The sequence below is a fragment of the Capnocytophaga sp. oral taxon 863 str. F0517 genome, assembly GCF_000466425.1.
Lineage (GTDB): Bacteria > Bacteroidota > Bacteroidia > Flavobacteriales > Flavobacteriaceae > Capnocytophaga.
Map to the genome: position 1 here is coordinate 1 of NZ_KE992098.1, position 26,860 is coordinate 26,860.

Annotated in this window: 32 protein-coding genes and 1 pseudogene; 14 read left to right on the plus strand and 19 right to left on the minus strand. The window is 41.0% G+C overall.

What is annotated here, in order from left to right; all coding sequences use genetic code 11:
• Nucleotides 1-441: 441 nt before the first annotated feature.
• From HMPREF1551_RS03090 to HMPREF1551_RS03120, 7 genes are all read left to right on the plus strand, one after another.
• The gene (locus tag HMPREF1551_RS03090; RefSeq protein ID WP_021627566.1) at nt 442-1,026 is read left to right on the plus strand and encodes a thioredoxin family protein; all 585 of its coding nucleotides are present in this window, start codon (nt 442-444) and stop codon (nt 1,024-1,026) included.
• A 6-nt stretch (nt 1,027-1,032) separates the two neighbouring features.
• Nucleotides 1,033-1,794, plus strand: coding sequence for a peroxide stress protein YaaA (gene yaaA, locus HMPREF1551_RS03095; protein WP_034544214.1), 762 nt, complete (start codon nt 1,033-1,035; stop codon nt 1,792-1,794).
• A gap of 51 nt (nt 1,795-1,845) precedes the next feature.
• Nucleotides 1,846-2,214, plus strand: coding sequence for a four helix bundle protein (locus tag HMPREF1551_RS03100; RefSeq protein WP_021627568.1), 369 nt, complete (start codon nt 1,846-1,848; stop codon nt 2,212-2,214).
• A gap of 22 nt (nt 2,215-2,236) precedes the next feature.
• Entirely contained in the window at nt 2,237-3,115 is an 879-nt protein-coding gene (era, locus tag HMPREF1551_RS03105; RefSeq protein ID WP_021627569.1) for a GTPase Era, read from the plus strand.
• 135 nt (nt 3,116-3,250) lie between these two features.
• A complete protein-coding gene (locus HMPREF1551_RS03110; protein WP_021627570.1) occupies nt 3,251-3,466 on the plus strand; it encodes a hypothetical protein in 216 nt (71 codons plus the stop codon).
• 3 nt (nt 3,467-3,469) lie between these two features.
• Entirely contained in the window at nt 3,470-3,790 is a 321-nt protein-coding gene (locus HMPREF1551_RS03115) for a Txe/YoeB family addiction module toxin (protein ID WP_021627571.1), read from the plus strand.
• Nucleotides 3,791-3,886: 96 nt separating this feature from the next.
• Nucleotides 3,887-4,396 (plus strand): hypothetical protein, encoded by a 510-nt coding sequence (locus tag HMPREF1551_RS03120; RefSeq protein ID WP_021627572.1) that lies wholly within the window; start codon nt 3,887-3,889, stop codon nt 4,394-4,396.
• 57 nt (nt 4,397-4,453) lie between these two features.
• Here the strand turns inward: HMPREF1551_RS03120 and bioB are convergent, their stop codons facing one another.
• Entirely contained in the window at nt 4,454-5,515 is a 1,062-nt protein-coding gene (gene bioB, locus HMPREF1551_RS03125) for a biotin synthase BioB (protein WP_021627573.1), read from the minus strand.
• Nucleotides 5,516-5,743: 228 nt separating this feature from the next.
• Between bioB and HMPREF1551_RS03130 the strand changes: the two genes are divergently transcribed.
• The 5 genes from HMPREF1551_RS03130 to HMPREF1551_RS03150 all read left to right on the plus strand — a co-directional run bounded on the left by HMPREF1551_RS03130 (nt 5,744) and on the right by HMPREF1551_RS03150 (nt 10,790).
• A complete protein-coding gene (locus tag HMPREF1551_RS03130; protein WP_021627574.1) occupies nt 5,744-8,215 on the plus strand; it encodes a DUF4982 domain-containing protein in 2,472 nt (823 codons plus the stop codon).
• 99 nt (nt 8,216-8,314) lie between these two features.
• Entirely contained in the window at nt 8,315-9,226 is a 912-nt protein-coding gene (locus HMPREF1551_RS03135) for a ribonuclease Z (RefSeq protein WP_021627575.1), read from the plus strand.
• A 93-nt stretch (nt 9,227-9,319) separates the two neighbouring features.
• Nucleotides 9,320-9,763 carry a hypothetical protein gene (locus HMPREF1551_RS03140; RefSeq protein WP_021627576.1) on the plus strand — a complete coding sequence of 148 codons (444 nt, stop codon included), beginning with the start codon at nt 9,320-9,322 and terminating at the stop codon, nt 9,761-9,763.
• Between the two features lie 3 nt (nt 9,764-9,766).
• On the plus strand, nt 9,767-10,249 hold the full coding sequence (locus HMPREF1551_RS03145; protein WP_021627577.1) for a regulatory protein RecX: 483 nt from the start codon (nt 9,767-9,769) through the stop codon (nt 10,247-10,249).
• Nucleotides 10,239-10,790, plus strand: coding sequence for a TatD family hydrolase (locus tag HMPREF1551_RS03150; protein ID WP_021627578.1), 552 nt, complete (start codon nt 10,239-10,241; stop codon nt 10,788-10,790). The genes HMPREF1551_RS03145 and HMPREF1551_RS03150 overlap by 11 nt, the downstream gene beginning before the upstream one ends.
• A gap of 19 nt (nt 10,791-10,809) precedes the next feature.
• Here HMPREF1551_RS03150 and ligA read toward each other — a convergent pair whose 3' ends face one another.
• A complete protein-coding gene (gene ligA, locus HMPREF1551_RS03155; protein WP_021627579.1) occupies nt 10,810-12,807 on the minus strand; it encodes an NAD-dependent DNA ligase LigA in 1,998 nt (665 codons plus the stop codon).
• 190 nt (nt 12,808-12,997) lie between these two features.
• Here ligA and HMPREF1551_RS03160 point away from each other — a divergent pair, with 190 nt between their 5' ends.
• On the plus strand, nt 12,998-13,375 hold the full coding sequence (locus HMPREF1551_RS03160; RefSeq protein ID WP_021627580.1) for a RidA family protein: 378 nt from the start codon (nt 12,998-13,000) through the stop codon (nt 13,373-13,375).
• A gap of 64 nt (nt 13,376-13,439) precedes the next feature.
• Here the strand turns inward: HMPREF1551_RS03160 and HMPREF1551_RS03165 are convergent, their stop codons facing one another.
• From HMPREF1551_RS03165 to HMPREF1551_RS03195, 7 genes are all read right to left on the minus strand, one after another.
• The gene (locus HMPREF1551_RS03165; protein WP_021627581.1) at nt 13,440-13,991 is read right to left on the minus strand and encodes a LemA family protein; all 552 of its coding nucleotides are present in this window, start codon (nt 13,989-13,991) and stop codon (nt 13,440-13,442) included.
• Between the two features lie 100 nt (nt 13,992-14,091).
• Complete coding sequence (locus HMPREF1551_RS03170; RefSeq protein ID WP_021627582.1) at nt 14,092-15,663, minus strand: DUF3137 domain-containing protein; 1,572 nt, start codon at nt 15,661-15,663, stop codon at nt 14,092-14,094.
• Nucleotides 15,664-15,694: 31 nt separating this feature from the next.
• Nucleotides 15,695-16,279: a Uma2 family endonuclease gene (locus HMPREF1551_RS03175; protein ID WP_021627583.1), complete on the minus strand. Its 585-nt coding sequence runs from the start codon at nt 16,277-16,279 to the stop codon at nt 15,695-15,697.
• Nucleotides 16,280-16,281: 2 nt separating this feature from the next.
• Nucleotides 16,282-16,587: a HigA family addiction module antitoxin gene (locus HMPREF1551_RS03180; RefSeq protein ID WP_021627584.1), complete on the minus strand. Its 306-nt coding sequence runs from the start codon at nt 16,585-16,587 to the stop codon at nt 16,282-16,284.
• A 10-nt stretch (nt 16,588-16,597) separates the two neighbouring features.
• Nucleotides 16,598-16,933 carry a type II toxin-antitoxin system RelE/ParE family toxin gene (locus tag HMPREF1551_RS03185; RefSeq protein ID WP_021627585.1) on the minus strand — a complete coding sequence of 112 codons (336 nt, stop codon included), beginning with the start codon at nt 16,931-16,933 and terminating at the stop codon, nt 16,598-16,600.
• A gap of 104 nt (nt 16,934-17,037) precedes the next feature.
• On the minus strand, nt 17,038-17,583 hold the full coding sequence (locus HMPREF1551_RS03190; RefSeq protein WP_021627586.1) for a hypothetical protein: 546 nt from the start codon (nt 17,581-17,583) through the stop codon (nt 17,038-17,040).
• Nucleotides 17,584-17,616: 33 nt separating this feature from the next.
• Nucleotides 17,617-18,210 carry a hypothetical protein gene (locus tag HMPREF1551_RS03195; RefSeq protein ID WP_021627587.1) on the minus strand — a complete coding sequence of 198 codons (594 nt, stop codon included), beginning with the start codon at nt 18,208-18,210 and terminating at the stop codon, nt 17,617-17,619.
• Between the two features lie 227 nt (nt 18,211-18,437).
• Here HMPREF1551_RS03195 and HMPREF1551_RS03200 point away from each other — a divergent pair, with 227 nt between their 5' ends.
• Complete coding sequence (locus HMPREF1551_RS03200) at nt 18,438-18,755, plus strand: hypothetical protein (RefSeq protein ID WP_021627588.1); 318 nt, start codon at nt 18,438-18,440, stop codon at nt 18,753-18,755.
• 11 nt (nt 18,756-18,766) lie between these two features.
• On the opposite strand, the gene HMPREF1551_RS03205 is transcribed toward HMPREF1551_RS03200, so the two are convergent.
• The 10 genes and pseudogenes from HMPREF1551_RS03205 to HMPREF1551_RS03245 all read right to left on the minus strand — a co-directional run bounded on the left by HMPREF1551_RS03205 (nt 18,767) and on the right by HMPREF1551_RS03245 (nt 26,099).
• Nucleotides 18,767-19,228: a LytR/AlgR family response regulator transcription factor gene (locus HMPREF1551_RS03205; protein ID WP_021627589.1), complete on the minus strand. Its 462-nt coding sequence runs from the start codon at nt 19,226-19,228 to the stop codon at nt 18,767-18,769.
• 15 nt (nt 19,229-19,243) lie between these two features.
• Complete coding sequence (locus HMPREF1551_RS03210; RefSeq protein WP_021627590.1) at nt 19,244-20,920, minus strand: formate--tetrahydrofolate ligase; 1,677 nt, start codon at nt 20,918-20,920, stop codon at nt 19,244-19,246.
• 2 nt (nt 20,921-20,922) lie between these two features.
• Entirely contained in the window at nt 20,923-21,504 is a 582-nt protein-coding gene (locus HMPREF1551_RS03215; RefSeq protein ID WP_021627591.1) for a Uma2 family endonuclease, read from the minus strand.
• 185 nt (nt 21,505-21,689) lie between these two features.
• Nucleotides 21,690-22,208, minus strand: coding sequence for a hypothetical protein (locus HMPREF1551_RS03220; RefSeq protein WP_021627592.1), 519 nt, complete (start codon nt 22,206-22,208; stop codon nt 21,690-21,692).
• A 42-nt stretch (nt 22,209-22,250) separates the two neighbouring features.
• On the minus strand, nt 22,251-23,018 hold the full coding sequence (locus HMPREF1551_RS03225) for a hypothetical protein (RefSeq protein ID WP_034544221.1): 768 nt from the start codon (nt 23,016-23,018) through the stop codon (nt 22,251-22,253).
• 43 nt (nt 23,019-23,061) lie between these two features.
• On the minus strand, nt 23,062-23,838 hold the full coding sequence (locus HMPREF1551_RS03230; protein ID WP_021627594.1) for a hypothetical protein: 777 nt from the start codon (nt 23,836-23,838) through the stop codon (nt 23,062-23,064).
• A 155-nt stretch (nt 23,839-23,993) separates the two neighbouring features.
• A pseudogene (locus HMPREF1551_RS13585) lies at nt 23,994-24,104 on the minus strand (IS1595 family transposase); the annotation flags it as partial.
• Nucleotides 24,105-24,140: 36 nt separating this feature from the next.
• The gene (locus tag HMPREF1551_RS03235) at nt 24,141-24,536 is read right to left on the minus strand and encodes a hypothetical protein (protein WP_021627596.1); all 396 of its coding nucleotides are present in this window, start codon (nt 24,534-24,536) and stop codon (nt 24,141-24,143) included.
• A 518-nt stretch (nt 24,537-25,054) separates the two neighbouring features.
• Nucleotides 25,055-25,447 (minus strand): hypothetical protein, encoded by a 393-nt coding sequence (locus HMPREF1551_RS03240; RefSeq protein ID WP_021627598.1) that lies wholly within the window; start codon nt 25,445-25,447, stop codon nt 25,055-25,057.
• Nucleotides 25,448-25,616: 169 nt separating this feature from the next.
• Nucleotides 25,617-26,099, minus strand: coding sequence for a hypothetical protein (locus HMPREF1551_RS03245; protein ID WP_021627600.1), 483 nt, complete (start codon nt 26,097-26,099; stop codon nt 25,617-25,619).
• Nucleotides 26,100-26,860 lie beyond the last annotated feature (761 nt).

A 26,860-nucleotide genomic window follows, 5' to 3' on the forward strand; every position in this document is an offset into this window, starting at 1 on the left:
ACCCCCTATTATATTATTACATCCCCCTACCCCCCTCAAGGGGGGAATTGGATGCTGGTGAACTATTTGACTGGTTTTCAGTATATTAAAATACTCTGTTCTGTGGTTAAGTATTCACAGACTATCCTTAGGGGAATTGGATACTTGAGAGCTATCTGGTTGGTTTTCAGTATATTTACTAATACATTAACATATTAACTACTCATTGACAAATTATTCTTACTTTTGCCCCCTGAAAACGTCTTATTATAAGTGCGGTATCTACCAAGAACAAGTACAAAAGCAAGGATACAAAAGTATATCGGAGATCTTCTTAGCAGAATACCACAACGGAGAGGTAAGAATTATGAGCTAATTTGGCTTATTATTTCCTTGACTTTTTTCTTGGAATTTCGTATTTTTGCAGTTCTGTAGTTAGCCTAACGACTAAAATAAAATATCATGATACAAAGCAGTCTACCAAAGGCCTTGTCCTATAAGGCCTTTGAGGATCTTATAGATCGCCTTTTGGCAGAAGGGAAAACCACTGGAGAAGACCAAAGCGAATTCATGGTCTCCCTGACCAAACTGAATCGCCAGCGCATGAAGCGCATTGACAACACATTGGAGTTCAGCCCCGAGCAGCTTGCTCCTTTTCAACAGATAAGCAAAGACCAACTATGGCTGGTAATCTCCGAAGCGTGGTGTGCCGATGGGGCGCAAATCGTCCCTGTATTAGCGAAAATTGCTCAAAGCAACCCACTTATTGACCTGAAGATAGTGCTTCGCGATGAAAATCCAGCCCTGATGGATCAGTATCTGACCAATGGAGGAAAGGCTATTCCTATCCTTATCATCGCGGATGCTAAAAGCCTTGAGGTACTCCATGTATGGGGGCCACGCCCTAAAGTAGCGACCCAGATGGTGGAGGCCTACAAGAAGGAGCACGGCAAGCTCACCCCTGAGTTCAAGGAAGAACTCCAAAAGTGGTATAACCAAGACAAGGGACAGAGTATCCTTGGTGACCTACAAGCCTTCTTTAAATAAGCAATCGTGAAGATCGTCATTTCACCCGCCAAGCGAATGGACAGCCATTCGCCCTACCCGCCTATAACCGCCACTCAAGCGATTTTCCAAGCGGAGATCCTTGAGGTGTATCAGGTACTGAAAGAGCTCACTCCTGCCACTTTGGGGAAGCTGATGGACATCTCGCCCCGATTGGCTGATGTTAGTTGGCAATACCATCAGGCCATTGAGCTACCTTTCACGGTGGAGAATGCCCGCCCGGCTATCTATACCTATCATGGAGATGTATATGAGGGATTAGATGTTTCGTCCTTGAGCCAAGAGGAGGTACTTAGGCTACAGGGTTCTTTGCGTATCCTCTCCGGTCTCTATGGTCTGCTAAGGCCCTTAGACCTGATTGCGCCCTACCGATTGGAGATGGGGATCAAGCTCGCGGTAGGCGGACAGGCCAACCTATATGATTTTTGGCGTAAGAAAATCACCCAAGCCCTTAACAATGAACTTGAGGAAGGAGAGACCTTAGTGAACTTAGCCAGTGAGGAATACTTCAAGGCGGTAGACACCCAAGCGCTCAAGGCTAAGGTGCTACATGTCGCCTTCAAGAGCTGGCGAGGTGATACCCTCAAGACCATCGTACTCTATACCAAGCGTGCTCGTGGCCTGATGGCACGCTATATCGCTCAGCACCAAATCACCAAAGTCGAAGACCTCAAGGGCTTTCACTTAGGAGGGTATCAGTATGCAGAGGATTTGTCCTCAGAAAATGAGATGGTGTTTGTGAATGGTTAGTGGTTAGGGATTAGTGGTTAGTGGTTAGAATATAGATACAAAAAATAGAAAATGGAGCATATTAAAGATTTTAAAGACCTTATTCTTTGGCAACGAGCTATGGATCTTGTTGTTGAGGTATATAATCTAGTTAAAAGAATTCCAAAAGAAGAACTTTTTGCTCTAAGTGATCAAATAAGACGTGCTGTAATTTCTATTCCAAGCAATATCGCAGAAGGACAAGGTAGAAACTCTTCGAAAGAATTTATTCATTTTTTATCTATTGCAAAAGGTTCTAAAGCTGAGCTTGAAACCCAATTATTACTTTGTGTGAGAATTAATTATCTAACAGAATCAGAAATAGAAAAAGCAATGTCTTTAATAGAAGAAGTTGGGAAAATGCTTAATTCACTACAAAAGAAACTAACCACTAACCACTAAAAACTAATAAAGGAACTAAAAAATGCACAAATCAGGATTCGTAAATATCATAGGAAACCCTAATGTTGGGAAATCCACACTGCTGAACGCCTTGGTAGGCGAACGGCTCTCTATCATTACCTCTAAGGCACAGACCACGCGACACCGTATCTTTGGGATCGTCAGTGGGGAAGATTTCCAAGTGGTCTTCTCCGATACTCCTGGAATCATCAAGCCTGCTTATCAGTTGCAGACCTCCATGATGGACTTTGTCAAAGATGCCTTCGAGGATGCCGATATCCTTATCTATATGGTGGAGATAGGTGAAAAAGACCTCAAAGATGAGGAATTTTTTAAGAAGATAAACAATGCTAAAGTACCGGTACTCGTTTTGGTCAATAAGATAGACCGTTCCGATGAGGCTACCGTCAAGGAAGCCTTGACCTATTGGCAAGAGAAAGTACCCAAAGGGGAGATTTATGCTATTTCAGCTTTGGAAAACTTCAATGTAGCGCCGCTTTTCCATCGTATCTTGGAGTTATTGCCCGAATCTCCGGCTTTTTACCCCAAAGACCAGCTGACCGACAAGCCCGAACGCTTCTTTGTCAATGAGACCATCCGAGAGAAAATTTTGCTCAATTACAAAAAGGAAGTTCCCTATTCGGTAGAGGTGGAGACGGAGGCCTTCAGTGAGGCGGAGGAGATCATTCGCATTCGCAGTATCATCATGGTAGAGCGCGATAGCCAAAAAGGTATTATCATCGGCCATCGTGGGGAAGCCCTCAAAAAGGTAGGGGTACAAGCCCGCTATGACTTGGAGAAATTCTTTGGCAAACAAATCCACCTGGAACTCTATGTCAAAGTCAATAAAAACTGGCGCTCCGACCTGAAACAACTCAGACGATTTGGATACACAAATTAGTAACACTTTATATAGTGACTAACGACCCTCTATAGTGACTAATGACAAGTGATTAATGACCTTCTATAGTGACTAATGACAAGTGATTAATGACTAATATACTGGTACCTTACTCAAAAATTAAAACTTAAAGCCATGAATACCATTACTTTACAGGCAGAAATACAAAGTGTAGATATGCCCCTAATAGAACAAATCCTTAAACGATTTAAAGCAAAGAATGTAACTTTTAAGAAAGACGATACTGAAATGACAAAAACGGAGTTTTTCTCTATGATTGATGAAGCTAGAAAAAGTAAGAAACACAAAATCAGTTTAGAAGAAATGAAAAAAATGCTATTAGAGGACTAGAAAATGGAAACACAAAACGACTCTTATGAGCTTATTTATTCTAATGTCTATATCAAACATATAGATAAACATAAAAAATCAGGACAAAAACAAGTCCTTAAGAAGATTCTTAGTCTACTTATTGATATAAAAACAGATCCTTATATAGGTATAGGAAAACCTGAAGAACTAAAATACTATGGAGAGAGGGTTGTATATTCAAGAGAGATTACAAAGAAGCATAGACTTGTTTATGAGATTTTTGAAGAAGAAAAAATAGTTGATATTCTCTCCGCTTATGGACATTATAATGAGAAAAAGAAAGATGAAAAAACGCTATTTTAAGGAGTAAAAACTAAATTTTCATTGTATTTTCACTATTTTTGTCCTCAACTTGGTCATACCTTTTAATTCCTAAAACCCTTATAACCCTAAATAAAAATGTTATTACAAATTCTCGCTTACTGCTTACCTTCGGTCATTGTGGCCGCCATTGCTTATCTGTTGTTCCAACAACACTTCAAAAATGAGGCTAAGACCCGACAATGGCTTCTTAGAAAAGACCTTCAGAAGGAAGCGCTTCCCTTGCGCTTACAGGCCTATGAGCGCTTGACCTTGCTGCTCGACCGTACCAGTCCTCAGAAATTAGCCCTACGGGTACCCCCCGCCTCTGACGACAAAATGGGATACGAGCGCTTACTTATTGAACATATCAATGCTGAATACGAACACAACATCACCCAACAAATCTACGTAAGTGGGGAGCTATGGAATGTGATCCTAATCAGCAAGAACGCTACCTTACAGGTTATCCATCGCTTGGCCGTCGATGAGAATATCCCCAATGCACAGAAGCTCCGTGAGGCGATCATCACCGAATTTGCTGATAAGCCTACTCCTTCGAGCCATGCTACCGCTCACTTGGTCAATGAAGTAAGAAGCAGCTTTTAAAAGAAAAATGAACAGTGAAAAACAACCATTCACTGTTCACTTTTCATTTTTCACTCTTTATTGTTCACTCTTCACCTTATTAGGTCTTGACCACTTCGGTTTCTCACCCAAGGCAGGTATTTTAGAATCGGTCGCTTCCACGGTAGTAGGTTGTGGATGTTTCTCGAACGGCTTTTGGGTACGCATGCCGAGGACTTCGAGCATGTGCATATCTTCCTTGATATCGGGGTTGGGGGTCGTAAGGAGTTTGTCCCCCGCAAAGATAGAGTTAGCCCCCGCAAAGAAGCACAAGGCTTGTCCTTCACGAGACATATTCATACGGCCAGCTGAGAGGCGTACCTGGGACTGTGGCATTACGATGCGGGCGGTGGCGATCATACGCACCATTTCCCAAATATCCACTGGTGGTAGCTCCTCAAGCGGTGTTCCCTCAATAGGTACCAAGGCATTGATAGGCACCGATTCCGGTTGTGGGTCAAGGGTAGAGAGTGCCACGAGCATCTTAGCCCTGTCCTCCAAGGCCTCTCCCATACCTATAATTCCTCCACTACATACGGTGATGCTTGTTTTACGAACGTTTTCTATAGTCTTGAGGCGGTCTTCGTAGCTACGAGTAGTGACGATTTCCTGATAATAATCCTCAGATGTATCCAAATTATGGTTATAGGCATAAAGCCCCGCTTCGGAGAGGCGTTTGGCCTGATTTTCGGTAAGCATCCCCAGGGTACAGCACACCTCCATATCCAATTTGTTGATCGTACGTACCATTTCGAGTACTTGTTCGAACTCAGGGCCGTCCTTGACATTGCGCCAAGCGGCACCCATACACACGCGAGAGCTTCCAGAAGCCTTGGCACGTAGGGCTTGTGCTTTTACTTGAGAGACACTCATCATAGGTTCTATCTCCACCTCGGTCTGATAACGAGCCGACTGAGAGCAGTAGCAACAATCCTCCGAGCAGCCCCCAGTCTTGACCGAAAGCAAGGTAGAAACCTGTACGGTATTGGGGTCATGGTACTTGCGATGTACGGTGGCTGCCTCATAGAGCAAGTCCATCAAAGGCCTGTTATAGATAGCGATAATCTCCTCTGGAGTCCAGTTATGTCGTATTTCGTTCATGGTTTTCTAATGAAATATTACAAGGGGCAAAAATACGAAATTTAATTGTTAATTGTCAATGTTCAATTGTTAATTTAGTAGCTAGTGGTTAGTGATTAGTGGTCAGTGGTTAGTCTCTGATGACTAAAAACGAAGAATTAACTTTGTTATTTCCTATTTTTTTATTAATTTTGTAGTGTCTGAACCTAATACCTAATAATCGGCAACAGATCTTAAAAAAACATTCGTATGAGAAAAATTAATCTTCTATTATTGTTAGTACTTACCACTATGAGCTTTGCACAACAACAGACCTTAGAAAAGGGGTGGAAATTCACACGTGAAGACCAGCCTCAATTTTCACAAGCAGACTACAATGACAGCAAATGGCAAAAGGTAACCTTGCCGCATGATTGGGCTATCTATGGCCCTTTCGATAAGGAGAATGACCTTCAGCGTATTGCTATCAAGCAAGACGGACAGAAATCAGCCATTGAACATACAGGGCGAACGGGAGGATTGCCCTTTGTGGGGGTCGGCTGGTATCGTACTGAATTTGATATACCTGAATTGACGGCCGACAAGCAGGTATTTATACAGTTTGACGGAGCCATGAGTAATCCTGAAGTATATGTTAATGGACACAAAGCAGGGCTATGGCACAATGGTTACAATACTTTTTTTCTCAATATCAGTTCCTTTGTAAAGGCCCGAGGAAATACACTCGCCGTACGATTAAATAACCTCCCTGAAGCCTCACGCTGGTATCCCGGTGCAGGCCTATACCGCCATGTACATATTATCACCAAGAACAAAACTCACATACCTATCTGGGGAATACAGCTTACAACCCCTATCATAGAAAAAGACTTTGCTAAAGTCTTGGTAAATACGGAGTTCGTAAGTGATAACAAGGCCAATATTTCGGAGGAAACCACTATTTTCAACGCCAAGGGAGAAAAGCTAACAACTCATACTACTCAAAGTACCGAATATACGGGTGATGTACTTTCTAACGAACTCTACATCAACCATCCTACGCTGTGGGATATAGGAAAACCATATCTCTACAAAGCTGTTACTAAACTCTATGAAAATGGAGTACTAAAAGACGAAATGAGTACAACCTTTGGTGTCCGCTCTATAGAACTAAAACCCAACGATGGCCTATACCTCAACGGCCGAAAGATTAAGATCCAAGGGGTGTGTATGCATCATGACTTAGGAGCCTTAGGGGGTGCTGTGAATGAGGCAGCTATTCGCCGACAGATACGTATTATGCAAGATATGGGCGCCAATACCATTCGCACCTCGCATAACATGCCTGCCCCAGAGTATGTGCGTGCTGCCGATGAGATGGGTATGTTACTGGCTGTTGAGAGCTTTGACGAATGGGCTATACCCAAGGTGGATAATGGCTATCATCTCTACTTCGAGGATTGGGCTGCCAAAGACCTCACCAACCTTGTCAAGCATTACCGCAATAACCCCAGCGTACTGATGTGGTTCATTGGTAATGAGGTAGAAGAACAAAGTGTAGAGAATGGCTCACAAGTGGCCTATTACTTACAAAACATAGTACGAGCATTAGATCCTACACGGCCTATAAGCAATGGTATGGATAGGCCTGATGATGTTTTGCGAAACAATATGGCTGCCACCATGCATTTAGTTGGTTTTAACTATCGTCCTTTCAAATACCAAGAGGCCTATGGCAAGCTCCCACAACGTCTGTTACTGGGTAGTGAGACAGCTTCTACACTCAGTTCACGAGGTGTATATAAGTTTCCTGTAGAAAGAAAGTCTATGGCCAAATATCCAGACATGCAATCATCGTCCTATGATGTAGAACATTGCGATTGGTCAAACCTTCCTGAAGATGACTGGATTCACCAAGAAGACCTACCTTATACTATAGGAGAATTTATTTGGACAGGCTTTGATTATCTGGGAGAGCCTACTCCATACTATGAAGAATGGCCGTCTCATAGCTCTTACTTTGGAGCGGTGGACTTGGCAGGACTTCCCAAAGATCGCTTTTACCTTTATCGCTCTCACTGGAACAAAAAAGCAGAAACACTTCATATCCTTCCCCACTGGAATTGGGAGGGACGTGAAGGAGAGACTACTCCTATTTTTGTTTATACCAACTATCCTACAGCGGAGCTTTTTATCAATGGAAAAAGCCAAGGAAAACGCAGTAAAGATCTCAGTATCAGGTTAGCCAAAGATGAAGGAAAAGGTAATCCTACCGACCTTGAACGGCAAAAACGCTACCGCCTAATGTGGATGGACACTAAGTATGAACCTGGTATTGTAAAAGTAATTGCTTATGATGAAAAAGGCAATGCCGTAGCCGAAAAAGAGCTCCGAACCGCTGGCTCTCCTTATGCCCTCCGCCTAACACCCGATCGTTCTACTATCAAGGCCGATGGTAAAGACCTCTGCTTTATTACTATAGAAGCGATAGACGAAAAAGGTAATGTATGCCCCAATGTAAATGAGCTGGTGGAATTTACCGTAAAAGGAGCAGGAACCTATCGTGCTGCTGCCAATGGAGATGCCACTTGCATTGACCCTTTCCATTTGCCTAAAATGCATCTATTCAATGGGAAATTGGTTGTCATAGTTCAGGCTACTGAGAAAGCAGGAAACATTACCCTGAAGGCCAATAGCAAAAAACTAAAAGGAGAGGCAAAAATCATGACAAGCGGTCAGTAAGCCATCATAAGTCACTTTATTAAAGTATGATGACTTACCACTAATTTATTATTTGTCATTTGTCATTATATTTGTATCTTTGCAAAGAATTTTGAACTAATGAAATTAACTACATTAGGCTGTCATAGTGCTTCCCCGAGGGACAAGGCGCGTACCACTGCCCAGCTCTTGGAGATGCGTGGGCACCTCTTCCTCATTGACTGTGGGGAAGGGACACAGATGGCATTGAGGCAATCAGGGGCTAAGTTTGCCCGTATCAAGCATATCTTCATCTCTCACCTCCATGGGGATCATTTCTATGGATTGGCGGGGCTGATCTCTACTTTCCAGCTACAGGGCAGGGAGGCAGAGCTACACATCCATGCCCCTAAGGGTGCCAAGGATGCCATGCTGCTGCTGCTGAAAGTCAGTGGGGCACATATGGTCTTCCCGCTCTACTTCCATGAACTGGAGGGCAAGGATAGTCAGGTGATTTTCGAGGACGACAAGCTCTCGGTAACGACCATTCCCCTTGACCATCGTATCTATGCCAATGGCTTTTTGTTCAGGGAAAAGAACAAAGAGCGCAAACTCAATGTGGATGCAGTGCAGCAATATGGTATTGATGTCTGCTACTATCAAAATATCAAGAATGGCAGAGACATCCTCTTAGATACTGGGGAGTGTATCCCCAATGAGGTACTGAGCTTCCCCCCTGCTCCCCCTCAGAGTTATGCCTTCTGTAGTGATACGGCCTACCTGCCTAAGATTGTGCCCCTTATCCAAGGGGTGCAGGTGCTCTATCACGAGAGTACCTTTCTGGAAGATAATCATGCCTTGGCCGAGAAAACCAAGCACTCCACTGCCCTCGAAGCGGCTAAAATTGCTAAAGCAGCTGGAGCTGAAACCCTCATCCTCGGCCACTACTCCTCCCGCTACAAGGATAAGAAGGTCTTCCAAGAAGAAGCCCAAACGATTTTTCCTAATACGCTACTGAGCGAAGATGGGAAAGAATTTAACTTTAGTGAATAGTGAAGAATGAAAAGTAAAAAATAATAGGAGGCACCCATTGGGGCGCTTTTAGAGATACCTGAAAATTAAAAAACTTAAAACTCAAAACTGAATATGTTCTATCAACTACTGAGAAACACTCACTCGCTGACAGCCTATATAGTGCTGCTCACGCTCTGCTTTGCCGTTGTCAATGCCGGCTTAGGATGGTGGCAAAAACGCAAATATGAGAAAAAAGATTTGCGCATCGGCTTATTTGCCTTGATATTCACCCACATACAAGTTAGCTTAGGGCTTATCCTGTATTTTGTAACCCCGCTATTCCAAAGCTGGTCGGCTATGGGGGCTGGGGTGATGAAGGATGCTTACCTTAGGAAGATGCTCGTGGAGCACCCTTTTGGTATCGTTGCGGTAACCCTTGTTACTATTGGCTGGTCGCTGCATAAGAAACAAAAGACAGATGCTGCTGCCTTCAAGCGTATTTTTATCTTCTATGGAATAGGCTTGTTGCTTATCTTGGGGGTATTGCCTTGGAAAACCTGGATGGCTGCTTTCTAAGTAATGGAGGAGACGGTAAAAACCTATACGGTAGAGGAGGCCAAGCGGCGTATGGAGCGCTATTGCGCCTATCAGGAGCGTTGCCATAAGGAAGTGGTAGCCAAGCTCCGCCAGATGCGTATGATCCCCGAGGCGATAGATGTGATCGTGGGCTACCTTATTGAGGAGAATTTTCTCAATGAGGAACGCTTTGCTCGTAGCTATGCTAGGGGCAAGTTCCGCTACAAGAAGTGGGGACGGGTACGTATCACCCGAGAGCTGAAGTTCCGCGCTATCTCCCGCTACAACATTGCTTGTGCTATGGAGGAGATAGAGGACGACTACCAGGAGGTCTTCGAGGCCTTGGCGGAGAAAAAAGCCGATACTATCACTGAGAAGAATATCCAAAAAGCACGTCGCAAACTGGCTGACTACCTCCTCTACAAAGGATGGGAGTCCTCCATGGTGTATGCCAAAGCGGTAGAACTCTTTCCCTATGACCGTTAATCCACTATTCCCCTACCCCGATGTCCATACCCACCAGGCGCGCCATAGTCAGGAGGTACAAAACTGCTTTCCGGAGGACACTTATGAAGCGGGAGTCTTTTCGGTGGGGATACACCCTTGTTATATCCATGAGGATGGAGAAGCGCAGTGGGAAAAGGTCGTAGCGCGTGCCTCTCACCCCCTCTGTGTAGCTATAGGCGAATGCGGTTTGGACAAGCGTGCTACCACTCCCCTCCCCCTGCAAACGGCACTCTTTGAGCGACATATTGCCCTGGCTGAGCAGCTGCAAAAGCCCCTAATCATCCACTGTGTCAAGAGCTACGGAGAGCTTATAGGTTTGCGTAAAAAAAATAAGGCTACAGGGCTATGGATTCTCCATGGCTTTCACAAGAGCGAAGCCCTTGCCCACGAACTGCTAAAGGCAGGCATTAAGCTCTCTTTCAATCGCAGGCTACTACACGACCCACGCCTGAAACACCTCATGGAGATACTTCCCCCTGAGGACTATTTCTTTGAGACAGACGAAAATAATGACAAGTGACGAGTGAATAGCAACTAAATTAAGAAAGGATCATTTTTTCAAAATCGTCTTCTGAGAGGATGGGAATGCCCAATTGGGTTGCTTTTTCTAATTTGCTAGGCCCCATATTGTCTCCGGCTACTACATAGCTGGTCTTGGACGAGATGGATGAACCTACTTTACCTCCATGACTTTCTATCAGTGCCTTGAGTTCATCACGGGAATGGCGCGCAAAGACTCCAGAGACCACAAGGGTTTTCCCCTTGAGCGTATCAGAAAGGGCTGTTTGAGCGGTTTCAGCTAAGGCAAATTGAAGTCCATAGCCTTGCAAACGCTGGAGGATTTCCTTATTTCTATCATCGGTAAAGAACTCTATGACACTTTGGGCGATACGCTCTCCAATCTCATCAATTTGAATGAGTTGTTCGTAGGTAGCCGAGCGGAAAGCCTCCAAAGTCTTGTAGGTACGGGCAAATTTCTTGGCTACTGTCTCCCCTACCATACGGATTCCCAAGGCGAAGAGCACTCGCTCGAAGGGTACTTGCTTGGATTTTTCTATTCCTGAGATGATATTTTGCGCACTGCGAGCACCCATGCGCTCGAGATTTTGTATTTGCTCGGCTTTGAGCTCGTAGAGGTCAGCATAGTTGTGGATAAGGCCAGCGCGGAACATCAGCTCGATGGTCTCGGAGCCTAAGCCCTCTATATCCATTGCCTTTCGGGAGATGAAGTGCTGGATGCGGCCGGTAATTTGGGGCGGACAGCCATAGGCATTGGGGCAATAGTGTTGCGCCTCTCCCTCGTTGCGTACCAGCTCGGTATTACATTCAGGGCAGTGGGTGATAAAAGCCACTGGAGCAGCGTGTTCGGGGCGAGCCTCGAGCTTCACACCGGTAATCTTAGGGATGATCTCTCCTCCCTTCTCCACGAATACCTGATCGCCTAAGTGCAGTCCTAATTTGGCAATTTGGTCGGCATTGTGCAGGGAAGCACGCTTGACGATGGTACCGGCCAGGAGCACGGGAGCGAGGTTGGCCACCGGAGTAATCGCCCCGGTACGCCCTACCTGATAGGAGATGCTCTCCAGGGTTGTGGTCACCTCCTCGGCCTTAAACTTATAGGCGATTGCCCAGCGGGGCGACTTGGAAGTATAGCCCAGCTCCTGCTGCGCATGGAAGTCATTGACCTTGATGACCACCCCATCGGTTTCGTAAGGAAGATCATGACGGCGCTCGTCCCAATAGTTGATAAAATCCATCACCTCCTCGGTCGAGTGGCATAGCTTGGATTGGCTGGGCACCTTGAAGCCCCAATCGCGGGCTTTCTGGAGGCTATCGAATTGGTTATCCACCGGTAGGTCATTGCCCACCACATAGTAGAGCAGGCAATCCAAGGGGCGCTTGGCTACCTCGGCGGTATCTTGGAGCTTGAGGCTCCCACTGGCCGTATTACGAGGGTTCATATAGGGATCTTCTCCCTCGGCGATACGCTGCTCGTTCATCTTCTTAAAGCCTTCCTTGAGGATGATAATCTCCCCTCGGATATGGAAATGGTCAGGATAGTCTCCCTTAAGGGTTAGCGGCACGCTACGGATGGTACGTACATTGGCGGTAATCTCATCCCCCTGCACTCCATCGCCACGGGTGGTAGCCTGTACCAGCTGCCCATGTTCATACGTTAGGTCAATAGAAGCACCATCATACTTGAGCTCACAGACGAAAGAAACCTTGTCCGTTCCTAAGCCCTTGAGGACACGCTTCTCCCATTCCTCGACCTCCTCCTTGGAGTAAGAGTTGTCCAAGGAGTACATACGGAACTCATGGGTGATGGTAGGGAAATTCTTAGTAATAGCCCCCCCTACCCTAACGGTGGGTGAATTAGGATCTTTATACTCTGGATATTGCGCCTCCAATTCTTGCAACTGCTTAAGCTTTTGGTCAAAGTCAAAATCGGAGATAGTAGGGGTATCCAGTACGTAATAATTGTAGTTATGCTCGTTAAGCTCCTTGCGAAGCGCTTCTATCTGCTGTAGTACCATAGTTTTTAGTGACTAATGACTAGTGATTAATGACTAACCATTAGCAATTAATGACAGGCACTAATCACTAACCACTAATCACTAACCACTTAGTTGTGATAAAGCGCAAAAATACAAAAAAAATCTTGTTTCCTTACAGATAAAGACGTATTTTTGAGGCCTAAATCAATACTTATAAAGTTAATTATTTATGAAAAAAGTCATTCTTTCTTCTAAGGCACCCGCTCCAATAGGCCCTTATAGCCAAGCCATTGAGGCCAATGGCACCCTTTATGTTTCTGGACAAATTCCTATAGACCCTGCCACAGGCGAGGTAGTGGCTGGAGGGATAGAACCCCAAGCCAAACAGGTGATGCAGAGCCTACAAGCTATCCTGCAAGAGGCCGGTTATAGCTTTGACCAAGTAGTGAAAACTACCATTCTCTTGGACGATTTGGCCAATTTCGCCAAGGTAAATGAAATCTATGGCAGTTATTTCGGTGAGGGGGCTCCTGCCCGTGAGACTTACCAAGTAGCCAAGCTCCCCAAGGGAGTTGCGGTGGAAATCTCCTGTATAGCAGTGAAGTAATGATTAATGCCAATAATAATTAATGCCAACAATGATAATCATTAATCATTATTGGCATTAATCATTATTTGAAGAGTTCTTTTGCATCAATGGCTTCACGTTGCTTTTGGGTAGCGTATTGCCATTGGTAAGTGGTAAAGCCGAAGAGTCCTGCCAGCAGATTGGCCGGGAAAGTCACAATAGCATCATTGTAGTCGGTGATAGAGGCACTTAGGTAGCGCCTACCTGCGGCCAGCTGCTCCTCACACTCGGTGAAGGCTTGGTGCAATTGTAAAAACTGCCGGTTAGCTTTCAGTTCGGGATATTCCTCGGCACGTGCCATGATATTCATCAACATCTTATTCCCCTTCTCTGGTTGCAGGTAGGGGTTTTGTTTTTCAGTAACCACAGGGGTACGCAGTTCGGTGATTTGCGCTAAAGTCTCCTGCTCATATTGCATATACTGCTTAGTGGTTTCGATAAGGTTCGGAATGAGGTCGGCTCGCTGGATAAAAAGCGAATCCAACGAAGAAATAGCATTCTGTATTTGGTTTTTTCGCTTAGCTATTTTGTTGAAAACCAAAATGATATAAAGAAGCACCACTGCTCCTATAGCGAGAGAAATGTAAGTAACCATAATGAGTTTTGAGTTTTGAGTTGTTAGTGGTTAGTTTTCAGTGGTTAGTTTCCAGTCGTTAGTGGTTAGTTTTCAGAGGCTAACCACTAACCACTAACTACTAATCACTAAGTTTAAGTGTATCAATCATTTGTAATTGTTCTACCAGCTCTTCATAGACCTGGGTAACTAAGTTGAGGTCTATTTTTTGGAAGAGGGCACTGATGGGGCTATCTACCGAGTTGAGGACATTGCCACGATTGGTAGCGATGACAATATTGTCGGTATTGATAGCGATATATACTTGGCCTTTGTAGCGTTCGTTGAGTTTCTTGAGGCGTTCCATAAAGGTCGGAGTAAGCACATAGCGAGCGGTAATCTGGTCATCGCAATATACCTCAAACATCTTTTGGAACTCAGGGTCTTCCAGGCGAATACGCTCGCCTCCTGTGTTGAGGTAAGCGGCTATATCGTTGTCATTGAGTGTACCGAAGAAGCTCTTAACCGGATGGATGACGATAGGATGCTCGAAAGTCTTGGGCGAGCGCGCTACAAAGTAATTCCCATAGAAGGCCACTCGGTCGGGTTCGTTCTCCTTGCGAACCGTCGGGCGATAGGTTAGCGCTAAGTTGCAGGATTGGAAAGGCACTCCGTTGTAGTGGCCTACAATCTGGTCACTGCCTGTAAGGTCATAGCGCTCTTGGCGGAAGAGGAAGGAAGCCAACAAGTCTCCCAAGCCTATATGTCCCTTTTCTATATACTGGAAATCAGGGCTGATATAGTGTACTACACGGCTAAAAATCTTGGACTTAAGCTGGGTATAGTCCTCCGTACCAGCCAGCTTCTTTTTGGCATAAGCCATAGAAATATAGCTGTATAAGGCACCAAAAACCACAAAGCCAATGATAAGGTACAGCACGCTTGTTTGAGAAGAGAAATTGATCACTCCGGTAAAGACTAAGAGCATCATCACCACTACGAAAGCTATCGCCACGATACTCTGTCCCTTGAACATGCCGTGGCTGGTACTACGTGCTTTTTCCATAGAAGCCAGGGTGGGGGCTAACTCCTTCTGGGCAAAGGTGCGAAACTCGGCTACAGGCTTGAGGGTAATAGGCGCTTTATCGGCCTGGCTTTTCTCCGCTGCCTTGTCAAATAGGGAGTTGGCCTGCGGTTTGTTATAGAGTTCGTGCATCACTTCCTTGTAGGCGCCCTCATCGGCACCTGTAAGGACACGCTTGATCTCGGCAGATCCTGCACGATAGTGGATAGGGAGGGTATAAGTCTTGTTCTTGATGGATACCCCAAGGTAAGAGATCGGATCCATCTGGATACGAGAGCGCTTGCCATAGGGAATAACGGTGAGGTAATCGTCCGTCTCACTGACGATGCGGCACTCTTCCCCTTGGAAGATTAGCGAGAAAGCCTCTTCCACTTGCTCGGCACGCTTAAGGATTTTCCATACCCGCATAAGAGGGTAAGCGGCACTGAGCAGTAAGGCCAAAGGTAGTACGAATTTCACATAAGCAGGAACATTGGCCATCTGTTGGCTTAGGATGGGCAGTAGGTACTTCACTGCCAAGAAGATTCCTATAAGGATCAGTACCACCACAATGATGAGGTTTCTCAGGGTGATACGTTTTTCTCTACTCGTTTCGTAGAGAACATATGCTTTAGCATCGGATAGGGTCATAAAATAATGATTAATAACGAATGATTAGTAACTAATTTTTTATATGGAAAAGGTCAGAGGTATGTATTTTAAAGTCTGGGAAAATGGTGGAGCATACATAGTCATCTGCAATGGGGATAGTGGGTTTGAATTTTTTATTCTCAGCCATATATACAAAAACAAGTTCTCTCTCAGGATCAACCACCCAATATTCGCGAACCCCTTCTTCTTGATAGAGGGCAAACTTGCTTTTCATCTCTTTTTTAGAGTTTCCAGAGGAAAGGATTTCAACTACCAAGTCAGGAGCTCCTACACAGCCTTTGCTGTCTATTTTCTCCAAATCACAGATCACACACAAGTCAGGTTGTACGACTGTATATACTTGGCTTTCTCCCTTCTGTGGGAAGCGTACATCGAAGGGAGCCGTATATAGCTTGCACCTGCTATTTTTTAAGAAAACAAAAAGAGCCCCTTGCAGATTACCTGAAATCTCTTGATGAATAGGAGAGGGGGCGGACATCTCAAGGATCTTTCCCTTGAGTAGCTCCACACGCTCCTTTATCTTCCAGACTAAGTAATCAGTATAGGAGTAAATCCCATTGACAAGGTCTAACTGATTTAAAGAGGTAATTTCCATAATTATTCACAAAGAACTAAGTCTCGTTCTTCTATTGACTGCTTCTGTTTGATATTTCGACTGTCTAAATCGTATTGTGATTGTAGGTTTAGCCAAAAAATAGCAGGAATCTCTAATGCTTTCTCCAAAGAAAGTGCTATGGAAGCATCAATGGAGTTTTTTGCATTGATAATGTCATCTATATAAGAGGGCGCAATCCCCATGAAAGAGGATAATTCAGTGACTGTAAGTCCTCTTTCTATAAGTTCGTCCTTGAGGACTTCTCCTGGTGTTGTAGCTATAAAAGGGGTTAATTTCTTTCTGGCCATGATGCAAATTTTAAGAATAATGATTACTAAGAGTAACTATAGAACAAATAGTAATAGTTTCGGGAGGGTCTTCTTCGCCGACTGCTTCTATAGAAGTGAAAAATTCAAGACGATATTTATCATTTACCCTAACAGATTCTAATCCTTTTTTATCTCCTATTAGCTTTTCGTAATGCAAACTATTGAATAAAAACAAGGTTTCTATTTTATCAACAGCCCCCAGTATATCAACGGTCTTTACAAAACGCTTGATAATATCTTTCTGAAGAGTTTTGTATTTCTTGTCTTTAGTTTTGCCTTCCTTATATAATTCTTCTAAAGCATTATCTTCAAAAAGTATTTCCATAGGAGCTCATTGTTTTACGTTGCAAATGTACAAAAATAAAAACAAATGACAAATAACAAATTAAATAGTTCTATAGAATTTGTTATTTGTCATTGGTCACTATCTTAGTATCCATCAATAGCTCTGATAATAGTCTTATAGCGGTCGTAGTCCGCCCCGGAGACCACTTTTACTGGAGTAACCCCTCTGAAATCCGATGGGGAAAAATACTTCATCAAAAGGATATAGAAGGTCTTGTTGTCCTTGTCCTCCCAAGAAAAAATCTGTAAGGGTTGGTTGTTCTTTGAGGGCAGATTCGCCAACTCTTGGTAGTTGCCTTGTTCTAAAAGGCGTGCCAACTCCTCCACGGTGGTATGGCCAGAATCAAATTTCTTATGCCCTTTTTGTTTGATTTTCGTTTTGGTTTGGATATTATAGTAATCATAGGCCATATAGAATCCTAAACCAGTGAATACCAGTCCTATAGCAGCAATAATACGCCACACCCATAGCTCCCCTACAGGGGTAATTTCGGGATAAATTATCAGTACAAGAAATGCTAAAAAAAGTATTCCATTAATAGCTTTTTTAGGAATATCATTCTTTTTGGCAAACTGATCAGGATGTGACTCAAAATAAGCAGGTAAACTTTGTGGAATTTCTTGACTCATATTAGTTTGATTTTAGTGAAACAATCTTATATACTACCACTCACTAACTTCATATTGTCCGTCAGAGGTAGGTGTTACATGGAATTGGTAATAATTGGTTACGATATTACGCCCTTCCACGGATTTTCCTTCCCCTTTTTTAGTGCACTGGATTTCATATTTTTGCTTTATCTGTCCGTTTTCCTTAGTAAAGACAAGGGAATGCACGATATAGCCTTCCATTTCTTCTAATTCAGATTGTGAACTTAGGAACTTTATCATATTATCCACCTGAGCAGGTACTTTGTCAAAAGGAATTTCGGCGAGGGTAAAGGTTTCCGCTTTGGAAGGTTCGTCAGTGGAAACATCAGGGGAGCTAAGACCTGCCTCGGAGGCTGTTTGTGATACGTCTTTGCCTTGCTCCTGGTCAAAATACTGAGCGGTTACGGATTCAAAATTCTCTTCCAAAGGTTGTCCTGCCCAAAGCATTACCTTAGTGAAAGCCTTGCCTGTATAAGGATCTTTCTCTAAGAGTTTTTTGGCTTTTTCCAATCCTTCAGCACTGACAAGTTTGCTCCCAGTGAGGGAACTACAGCTACTTATGGCTAGGGCAAGGCCTATCCCTACCATGGTGAATAATTTTTTCATTACCTAACAATTTTATATTATTCGGCAAAGATATAATAATTTTAAAACTTATAGGCGAAGAAATCAATATTCGCAGGGGGGGGGTAAATATTCGCAGCGAAATAAATGAAAAAAAGTGAAGAGCGCTTTTCACCCTTTAGAGTTTGATAATTAACAATTAAATTTGTACTTTTGCACATGATTTAAATACTATCAGAATAGAGACTTTGATACCTAATAAAGAATGTATGAACACTGTGTTATTACAAGCAAAGGTGCAAGAGTCAGACGTGCCTTATATAGAACGATTTCTTAGAGGAATTGCTATGGAGGTCTCTTTTGGTGAAGAGACAGATTTCTTCGAAGAACTAACGGTGGAAGATATTCAGAAAATAGAGAAAGGAAGAGAGCAAATACAACAAGGTGTAAGTATCAGTAGTCGGGATTTGCAAAAAGAAACCAGAGAGAAATATGGAAGGTTTCTTATTTATTTTGATGTAAATGAAAAAGAAAAAAGTATTGAGATTGTTTATTTTAGAAGCTCTAAACAAGAATCTATAGAGTAGAGGTTGGTTGTTTATTCCTTTTTCATTAACCATTGTTGTACCTGCTCCCTACGGCGTTCGGCTACGGGGATACGCTCACCGGTGGTCAGCTCCAGAACCCCTTCTTTGTAATACTTTCGAATATAGCGCATATTGACCAAATAGGACTGATGGCAGCGTACAAACTGTGAAGCGGGTAAGAAGGCTTCATATACTTTGATCACTTTGCTAACCAATAGCCGCTCTCCGTTCTCTATGAAAAAGGTCGTATACCCCTTATCACTCTGTAGGTAAAGGATGTCAGCTATGGGAAGCAGCACTGTGCTCTCGGCTGTCCTTACCAAGAGCCGCTCTATGTTTTGTTGCTGGGTGTGATAGTCCTGGGCATACGCCCATACAAAAGCCGCCCACTGCTCCCTGCACGCTCCCAACGAATCCGAAGGGAGAGCTGCAAGGAATTGGTCTATCTTTTGAGTTATTTCTTCTAAAGGCATCTTAGTCACTTGTCACTAACTAAGTCCTGTAATCACCCCATCATCATCGATATCCATCCCTTCGGCAGCGGGGACACTCGGTAGGCCTGGCATACGCACCGTATCCCCTAAGATCGGAATGATAAAGCCAGCTCCTGAGGCAAACTCGAATTCGCGGACGGTTACCTCAAAATCGGTTGGGCGCGCCAACTTTTTCTCATCATCGCTGAGCGACTTAGGGGTCTTGACCATACAGATAGGGAGCTTATCGAACCCTAATTTGTTGATTTGCTTGAGTTGGCTCAGTGCTTTAGCACTATAATTGACCCCACGAGCCCCATAAATACGTGTGGCTACCGTCTTTATCTTTTCCTCTACTGAAGCGGCATGGTCATATAAGGGGGTAAAGTGACTTTCTCCGCTTTCAGCTATGGCAACTACGGCACGGGCAAGCTCTTGGGTACCTGCGCCACCCTCGCTAAAGCCACGGCTGACAATCGCTTCCACGCCTCGTTCCTTGCAGAAGGCTTGGATATAGGCTATTTCCTCTTGGCTGTCATGAGGAAAGTAGTTGATAGCCACTACCGCTTTCAGTCCGAAGCATTGTACGTTTTCTATATGTTTTTCTAAGTTGGCAATACCTTTCTTTACGCGTTCTAAGGAAGGGGTGTTGTACTCCTCTTTGGTAGCACCGCCGTGATGGCGTAGGGCACGTATGGTAGCCACCACCACTACAGCATGAGGGGACAGTCCTGCCGATACACACTTGATATTAAGGAACTTCTCCGCGCCAAGGTCTGCCCCAAAGCCTGCTTCGGTAACTACATATTCACCTAAGGAAAGTCCTATCTTGGTGGCCAATACAGTATTGGTACCTTGGGCGATACTCGCGAAAGGGCCTCCGTGGAGGATGGCAGTATTGTTCTCTAGGGTCTGTACCAAGTTGGGCTTGATGGCCTCTTTCAGTAGCAAAGCCATCGCTCCCACCGCCTTGAGATCGCGGGCAAAAACAGGCGTACCATCATACTTCTTCCCTACATAAATATTGCCCAAGCGGCGCTTAAGGTCGGAAAAGTTCTCTGCCAAGCAGAGGATTGCCATAATCTCGGAAGCAGGAGTGATATTGAACCCATCTTCGCGGGGTATCCCATGGGTAGCACCGCCCAAGCCGACGATGATATGGCGTAGGGCGCGGTCGTTCATGTCCATCACACGCTTCCATACCACCGTACGAGGGTCTATCCCTATGGAGTGGGTTTTGCTCTGTATATTATTGTCTATTACGGCAGCCAAGAGGTTGTTAGCGCGCTCAATAGCGGCAAAGTCGCCTGTGAAGTGCAGGTTGATGTCCTCCATGGGCACCACCTGGGAATAGCCTCCGCCTGCTGCCCCTCCTTTGATCCCAAAAACGGGGCCTAAGGAAGGCTCGCGCAGTACTGCAATGGCTTTCTTACCAATCTTGTTCAACCCCTCGGTAAGGCCAATGCTCACAGTGGTTTTGCCTTCCCCTGCCGGAGTAGGGGTAATGGCCGTAACCAAGATGAGCTTGTGTTGGGCAATCTTCTTAGGGTCTATCAGGGACAAAGGCAGTTTGGCCTTGTACTTCCCATAGGGGTCTATATCATCTTCTGGGATATCTAATTTTTTGGCTATCTCTCTAATAGGTAGCATGTGGGCTTGTTGCGCAATAGCAAGGTCTGTCGGGAAACTCATAATTAATCAAAAATATCATTTGTATGTATGCTCAAAGTAGGGAACTTTACCGAGGTGATTTCTTTTCCCTCCACCACAGGGGCAAGGCCTCGGTAACGGCCTTGGTCTAAGACAAAGATATTCACCTCCTTATCCCAGGGTCGGACGATCCAGTATTCACTTACTCCCGCTTGTTCGTATAGGTGAAACTTGTCGTCTAAGTCTCGCTGGGAATTGCCTTTGGAAAGAATCTCAATCACCAGGTCTGGTGCTCCTAAGCAGCGCTTGCCATCGACCAATTTGTCAGGGTCACACACCACACATAGGTCGGGCTGCACCACATTATCCTCCTTCCCATCAGCGCTGGGAAGAACGACATCAAAGGGGGCTGTGAAGAACTCACAAGGCTTCCCTTTGAAGAAATTATAGAACTCCCCTGATAGCTTTCTGGAGATTCTTTGGTGAATAATAGCAGGAGCAGGGCTCATCTTAAAGATACGCCCACGCAGTAGCTCCACCCGTTCCTTCAACTGCCATAACAGATAGTCGGCATAGGTGTACCCTCCGCGGCTTAGGTCTAACTGATTGAGGCTGGTAATGGTCATTTCATTAGGATTGAAAGGGCAAATGTACGAATATTAATGACAAATGACAAATGATTAATGATAAATTTATGGCTGCTGCTTAGCTTCATTCCGTCTATCCAATTCACAGGATAATGGGTGAGTAGGTTGTTTATTGTTCTATCTTGTTTTATTTATTGTAGATATTAATTAGTTTTTATTCCATATCACTCTTCATAAATATAATATTCTAGTTTAGATTTTTTCACACTATCTCTATCTATACATAAATCTTCATAACCTTGTGTTAGATTATTAGATATAGATAAATATTTCCCCTTTTTCTTTATATAATAAATATATCTATTATTCATTATTTCACCCCATTCATATAATTTAGGGTCATCTTCATATTGAGACTCTTCTCCTATGTATATATTGACAGTTCCTGAAATAGTATCAATCTTTTTGATTTTTAATAAATACCAATCCATAGACAATCTATCTATTAAAATACTATCTTTAATTTCAATAGAGTAAAGAGTATCTATTAATATATTATTATTTTCTTCTAATAAACGATAAAATAGTTTGTTTAAGATTTTTTTATTATTTATTGAGGTTTTATCATCAAATTTTAAACTTGAAATGTCATCCGTAGGAAAATCTATTTTAGTGTTACTATTAACACATTCACAAGAACTCACTGTCCCTATTAAAAATAAACTAATAAGTAATAATTTCATATATTGTTTTATATTTTGTTTTGCAAAGGTAAGGTTTTTTATTTAAGGTTTATAGTCTTCCCAGCCATATTTATAATATTTTTCATTAGGCATAAATTCCGCAGCACCTATATCTAAATCTCCTGAGCAAGGGATGCGATGAGCCCCCCAATTAGCTACTTTTTTAACTCCTGTTTTATAACTTGTCCAAGTACCTATAAATTGATTGTTATTGTAATCATCGGAGAAATTATTAATTGTATCATAGGAAAAAACACCTTTATTATTAACATACCATCTTAATAAAACCTTTCCTTCAAAAACACCAGTAGCTGATAATTTCTTATCTTCTCTAAAATGATAATCTGCAATGATAATTCCTTGTGATTTTACTATTCCATCCATCTCTCCTTCTTCCCCAGTAGAAATATACTTAAAAAAATAAATTTGTCTTATTTGAATTTTTCCTTCAAAAAGTCTTGTATTCTTTCCTACTATAGTTTTCCCTTTTGCTAAGTAAATACTATCATTTATTTCTGATTTAGATATTTTTAAAAATTTAACATCCATTCTTCTTTTAATCTTTGAATCTATAAAACCTAAATAACGAATAGGTTTAAAGAAAATAAAACCTATATTGATGTTTTTTAAATTTAGTTTCCCCTCCATAAAATTTTTTTCTTTTGCGGGAAATTCATTTTTAATAAAATCTTCAAAATCACAATGTTCTTGTGCATTAGATATTGTGAAACATAAAAAGATTAATAAGCTAATAATAGCAATTTTATTTCTTCTTTCTTTTTTCTTCTTTAGCTCTTTCTTTGTCTCCATCTTTTTTCTTAATTTGTTGTTTGCTGCCAACTCAAAAATTATATCACGGCTCTGTAAAGAGATAATCAAGGTTTTCATCCTTTTCACCAAACGCTGCTTTATATCTTTTTGCGTACTCTTGTTTTGAAATCTGTTTTCCAGAAATTGCATCTATAAAATAATGTAGATCACAATTTCTTACTGGATATGAACAATCTAGACTATCCTCTTCTTTTTTTTGTTTTTCTTTTTTTTGTTTTTCTTTTTTTGCTAATTCTATATATTTCTCTAAACATTTATCTTTTGGGTAACCGTCTTTTATGATAGCCTCCCACATATTCATTTTTTCTACATAAAGTAATTGAAATCCAAAATCATTTGTTCCTTGAATATCAACAATTCTTCTACCTTCTCCAGTTTTAAGGTTGATATGCCCTTTCTTTTCCAAGAATTGTAAAATATAAGGATATTTAATTTTCTTGAATTTCTTATCTTCATCTACAATTCTTTTAACGCCTTTTTTATTGTAATAAACAGATTTTCCGATAAGTACATTTTCTCCTATAAAATGCTTGATACTTTTAATTTTTCCATTCGGATAATAATCTTTACGGCGTGTTATAAAAGAAGGAGAGGGCAAACTTTCCTCTATATACCCCCCTTCTTCTTTGTCAAAACTAATCTCATAAAGAATACAACCATCTGTTTTTAAATATTGATGTCTGTAAATATCAGCATTTTTTCCAAGATTCTTATATAATTCAAAATCAAACGTTTCATTTTTAGATTGTGCTATTACATAGGAAGCATACAAATATAGTAATACTAAAAATACTCTCATAATTGCTCATTAATTATTTTATTTAATATTTCTTTTTTGAGGTGTCTATTTAGCTACCTACTAATTGACTTAGGGAAACGGGAGAACGCTCTACAATTCTTTAATTTGTTAAAGATAGTATCTTTATTTTGTGAGCGATTAATTCTAAAACTGTATTCCTCTTTTCCTCCTATGGTAAATTCATCAACCTGCACTCTATCATTCATTTTGTGCAATTCACTGGATTTCATAGCTTCACGGATTTTTTGCATAAAATAATGTGCTGTCTGACGACTATAGGACTTTCCGTATCTCCACAGATATTACAAGAAAGGTTGTTTTTTTCTATATTTACGTATGAGTCTCTTTATAAAATGATGTAATTCTTGTGATTCATAAAAATCAGTGCAAAGATAACAAATATAATTAGCTTGCTCATCATATAGCCAAGCAGGAGGTGGTGGACCTTTATAATATTTATCAGTTTTTTCCTCTGTATAAAATCTTACTTCATCCATTAATTCATTAGATATTTTCTTCACTTCAAATATGTATGATGCAGTATAATCGTGAGTATTACATATACTATCTGCCAAATGATAGTTATGCCCAATACAATAGTAGAGTGCATACCTTTTTAACTCTTTTAGTGTATTCTGAGCAACTATAAAATTAGTTGTAAATGAAAGTAATACTATTATTTTTATTTTAATTCCCATAATTTTATTAAATCAGTTTGAGCTATTTTATCTTTTTTACCCACCTCTCCATCATAGTATTTTGTCATATGAAAGTAGTAATGAGGATAATCAGGATTGTTATAGTCAGAAATATTTCCTACATAAATTAGATTTTCTCCATCCCAAAGAGTGATATTGACCTACTGCATTACTCCATCCTGAGATACTAAATAGGATCATTCCTTTCCTATTTTTTTAATACATCTCCCCATTGCTCGCTTGATAACAATGTTGCTTGAACATTTCCAATCTATTATTCAGTTTGAACTTTAATAAAATAATTGAGGTGTCTATTTAGCTACCTACTAATTGACTTTGGGAAACGTTACTTGATGCATTACCTTATGTAATGTAGGAAAATTCTTCCCATTATTACTAAGTCTGTTTTAAAGCGTTCAGTAAACGCTAAGAGGCTTTGTCCCTTAAATAATTCCATCATACATTCATTTTCAGAGAGCAAATATATGAAATTATTTTGATGCCTCAATAGATGTTATTTACTTTTCTAAATTTAATTTAAGTATTTTTCCTGTATAAATATCTAACTTTCCCATTCCAAAACCATTTCTGCTAAAAAGTCCATTTACTCTATATTTCCAGTGTGTTGGATATTTTATGGTATCTATTTGATTTTGTAATTCTTTATCTAAAATATTAATATATATTTCTTTGTTAAAATAAAAGTACTCTTCTTTATTTTCAGAATAATAAACTTTTTCTATATTATACTGAGGACATTCTGAACAAGCATAACCAATATATCTTATATCCACAGAAATACTATCATAATTTTCTGAAAAAATCTGATTTTTTATGCATCTATCTGCTAAGTGAGTTTTATCAGAGCAACTGATAAAAAAACAAATAAATAATATATATATTGTTCTCATTTTAAATGTTTTTTAATTTCAGATCCTAAAATTCTTCCTTCATCCATTAATTCATTAGATATTTTCTTCACTTCAAATATGTATGATGCAGTATAATCGTGAGTATTACATATACTATCTGCCAAATGATAGTTACGCCCAATACAATAGTAGCGTGCATACCTTTCTATTATTCAGTTTGAACTTTAATAAAATAATCATCTAAATAATCTCTCATATAATCCTCTATCCATTCTTTTTGTAATCTATCATTAGATAGTAGGTTGTAATAGGCTTTCTTTAAATTTCTATTTGACACATTATATAATTTATAACATTTAGATACTATCAAATAACCATTATAATAACTATTCTGAACACCTTCAAATCTCTTTTTGTATTTGTTGTGATAAGTCTCTAACACCTTCTTTATTTCTTCTTTTTCGAAAAATCGGGGTAATGGTTCTTGATGATTAAATGTGGTTATGTAGTTATCTTCAAATGTTTCTGTGTATAAATAAGTATCATTACAATTACAAAAACCATAAAAAACGAATTGTTCAAAAGATTTACTATCGTTTTGTAATTTTAAGTACGTCTTACTAATCAGTTCTTTGTTTTGAGCATTACAGAAAATGCTAAAAAAGACTATTATAATGTTTAACAATTTCATATTCAATTATTTTAATTAAGATGTCTATTTAGCTACCTGCTAATTGACTTTGGGAAACGTTACTTGATGTATTACCTTATGTAATGTAGGAAAATTCTTCCCATTATTACTAAGTCTGTTTTAAAGCGTTCAGTAAACGCTAAGAGGCTTTGTCCCTTAAATAATTCCATCATACATTCATTTTCAGAGTGCAAATATATTAAATTATTTTTACACCTCAATTAATTTTTATTTCCTTTAAAGTAAATAAGGGATAATAGGAAACTTTTTATAGTAATTAAAGCATATTTACTAAAAGTGTTATATGGATATTTTAGAAATAAATGTACTATATCAATAATATAAAGGAGGTAGGCTAATAGAACAATAATTACAAACTTATATATTTTATTATTTATTCTGAAGTATATGGCTACGAAGCTAATTAATATTATTGCTGAGAGCAAGAATGTAATAAGAATATTTTTTATAAATAATTCTTGTAGATGTTGTATTATTCCAAAATAAAATGCAGCAGCAAAGTAGAGCATCATTTGATTGTCTATACTCTGTAGTGTAATATATATTAAGAATGATATAATAGAAAAGAATAGTGTGTTTCTATAAATATGAGTCATAATTACTTGAATTTAGCATTCCATTCATCTATTGTTATCATTTTACCTTCTTGCATTACTCCTTTGAATATTCCTTCATTTGATACCTTTATACGAATATTTATACTTATATTGAGGTGTCTATTTAGCTACCTACTAATTGAC

What these genes read in the sequence shown, in the direction of transcription:
- ligA (WP_021627579.1), bottom strand. Translation starts at nt 12,807, where the DNA reads ATGGTACTACAGCAGATAGAAGCGCTTCGCAAGGAGCTTAACGAGCAT.
- HMPREF1551_RS03185 (WP_021627585.1), bottom strand. Translation starts at nt 16,933, where the DNA reads ATGGAAATACTTTTTGAAGATAATGCTTTAGAAGAATTATATAAGGAA.
- HMPREF1551_RS03210 (WP_021627590.1), bottom strand. Translation starts at nt 20,920, where the DNA reads ATGAGTTTCCCGACAGACCTTGCTATTGCGCAACAAGCCCACATGCTA.
- HMPREF1551_RS03100 (WP_021627568.1), top strand. Translation starts at nt 1,846, where the DNA reads ATGGAGCATATTAAAGATTTTAAAGACCTTATTCTTTGGCAACGAGCT.
- HMPREF1551_RS03235 (WP_021627596.1), bottom strand. Translation starts at nt 24,536, where the DNA reads ATGGGAATTAAAATAAAAATAATAGTATTACTTTCATTTACAACTAAT.
- HMPREF1551_RS03205 (WP_021627589.1), bottom strand. Translation starts at nt 19,228, where the DNA reads ATGCCTTTAGAAGAAATAACTCAAAAGATAGACCAATTCCTTGCAGCT.
- HMPREF1551_RS03170 (WP_021627582.1), bottom strand. Translation starts at nt 15,663, where the DNA reads ATGACCCTATCCGATGCTAAAGCATATGTTCTCTACGAAACGAGTAGA.
- HMPREF1551_RS03240 (WP_021627598.1), bottom strand. Translation starts at nt 25,447, where the DNA reads ATGAGAACAATATATATATTATTTATTTGTTTTTTTATCAGTTGCTCT.
- HMPREF1551_RS03110 (WP_021627570.1), top strand. Translation starts at nt 3,251, where the DNA reads ATGAATACCATTACTTTACAGGCAGAAATACAAAGTGTAGATATGCCC.
- HMPREF1551_RS03130 (WP_021627574.1), top strand. Translation starts at nt 5,744, where the DNA reads ATGAGAAAAATTAATCTTCTATTATTGTTAGTACTTACCACTATGAGC.
- HMPREF1551_RS03225 (WP_034544221.1), bottom strand. Translation starts at nt 23,018, where the DNA reads ATGGAGACAAAGAAAGAGCTAAAGAAGAAAAAAGAAAGAAGAAATAAA.
- HMPREF1551_RS03220 (WP_021627592.1), bottom strand. Translation starts at nt 22,208, where the DNA reads ATGAAATTATTACTTATTAGTTTATTTTTAATAGGGACAGTGAGTTCT.
- HMPREF1551_RS03160 (WP_021627580.1), top strand. Translation starts at nt 12,998, where the DNA reads ATGAAAAAAGTCATTCTTTCTTCTAAGGCACCCGCTCCAATAGGCCCT.
- HMPREF1551_RS03175 (WP_021627583.1), bottom strand. Translation starts at nt 16,279, where the DNA reads ATGGAAATTACCTCTTTAAATCAGTTAGACCTTGTCAATGGGATTTAC.
- HMPREF1551_RS03195 (WP_021627587.1), bottom strand. Translation starts at nt 18,210, where the DNA reads ATGAAAAAATTATTCACCATGGTAGGGATAGGCCTTGCCCTAGCCATA.
- HMPREF1551_RS03120 (WP_021627572.1), top strand. Translation starts at nt 3,887, where the DNA reads ATGTTATTACAAATTCTCGCTTACTGCTTACCTTCGGTCATTGTGGCC.
- HMPREF1551_RS03165 (WP_021627581.1), bottom strand. Translation starts at nt 13,991, where the DNA reads ATGGTTACTTACATTTCTCTCGCTATAGGAGCAGTGGTGCTTCTTTAT.
- HMPREF1551_RS03230 (WP_021627594.1), bottom strand. Translation starts at nt 23,838, where the DNA reads ATGAGAGTATTTTTAGTATTACTATATTTGTATGCTTCCTATGTAATA.
- bioB (WP_021627573.1), bottom strand. Translation starts at nt 5,515, where the DNA reads ATGAACGAAATACGACATAACTGGACTCCAGAGGAGATTATCGCTATC.
- HMPREF1551_RS03180 (WP_021627584.1), bottom strand. Translation starts at nt 16,587, where the DNA reads ATGGCCAGAAAGAAATTAACCCCTTTTATAGCTACAACACCAGGAGAA.
- HMPREF1551_RS03150 (WP_021627578.1), top strand. Translation starts at nt 10,239, where the DNA reads ATGACCGTTAATCCACTATTCCCCTACCCCGATGTCCATACCCACCAG.
- HMPREF1551_RS03215 (WP_021627591.1), bottom strand. Translation starts at nt 21,504, where the DNA reads ATGACCATTACCAGCCTCAATCAGTTAGACCTAAGCCGCGGAGGGTAC.
- HMPREF1551_RS03145 (WP_021627577.1), top strand. Translation starts at nt 9,767, where the DNA reads ATGGAGGAGACGGTAAAAACCTATACGGTAGAGGAGGCCAAGCGGCGT.
- HMPREF1551_RS03200 (WP_021627588.1), top strand. Translation starts at nt 18,438, where the DNA reads ATGAACACTGTGTTATTACAAGCAAAGGTGCAAGAGTCAGACGTGCCT.
- HMPREF1551_RS03135 (WP_021627575.1), top strand. Translation starts at nt 8,315, where the DNA reads ATGAAATTAACTACATTAGGCTGTCATAGTGCTTCCCCGAGGGACAAG.
- era (WP_021627569.1), top strand. Translation starts at nt 2,237, where the DNA reads ATGCACAAATCAGGATTCGTAAATATCATAGGAAACCCTAATGTTGGG.
- HMPREF1551_RS03140 (WP_021627576.1), top strand. Translation starts at nt 9,320, where the DNA reads ATGTTCTATCAACTACTGAGAAACACTCACTCGCTGACAGCCTATATA.
- HMPREF1551_RS03190 (WP_021627586.1), bottom strand. Translation starts at nt 17,583, where the DNA reads ATGAGTCAAGAAATTCCACAAAGTTTACCTGCTTATTTTGAGTCACAT.
- HMPREF1551_RS03090 (WP_021627566.1), top strand. Translation starts at nt 442, where the DNA reads ATGATACAAAGCAGTCTACCAAAGGCCTTGTCCTATAAGGCCTTTGAG.
- HMPREF1551_RS03245 (WP_021627600.1), bottom strand. Translation starts at nt 26,099, where the DNA reads ATGAAATTGTTAAACATTATAATAGTCTTTTTTAGCATTTTCTGTAAT.
- HMPREF1551_RS03115 (WP_021627571.1), top strand. Translation starts at nt 3,470, where the DNA reads ATGGAAACACAAAACGACTCTTATGAGCTTATTTATTCTAATGTCTAT.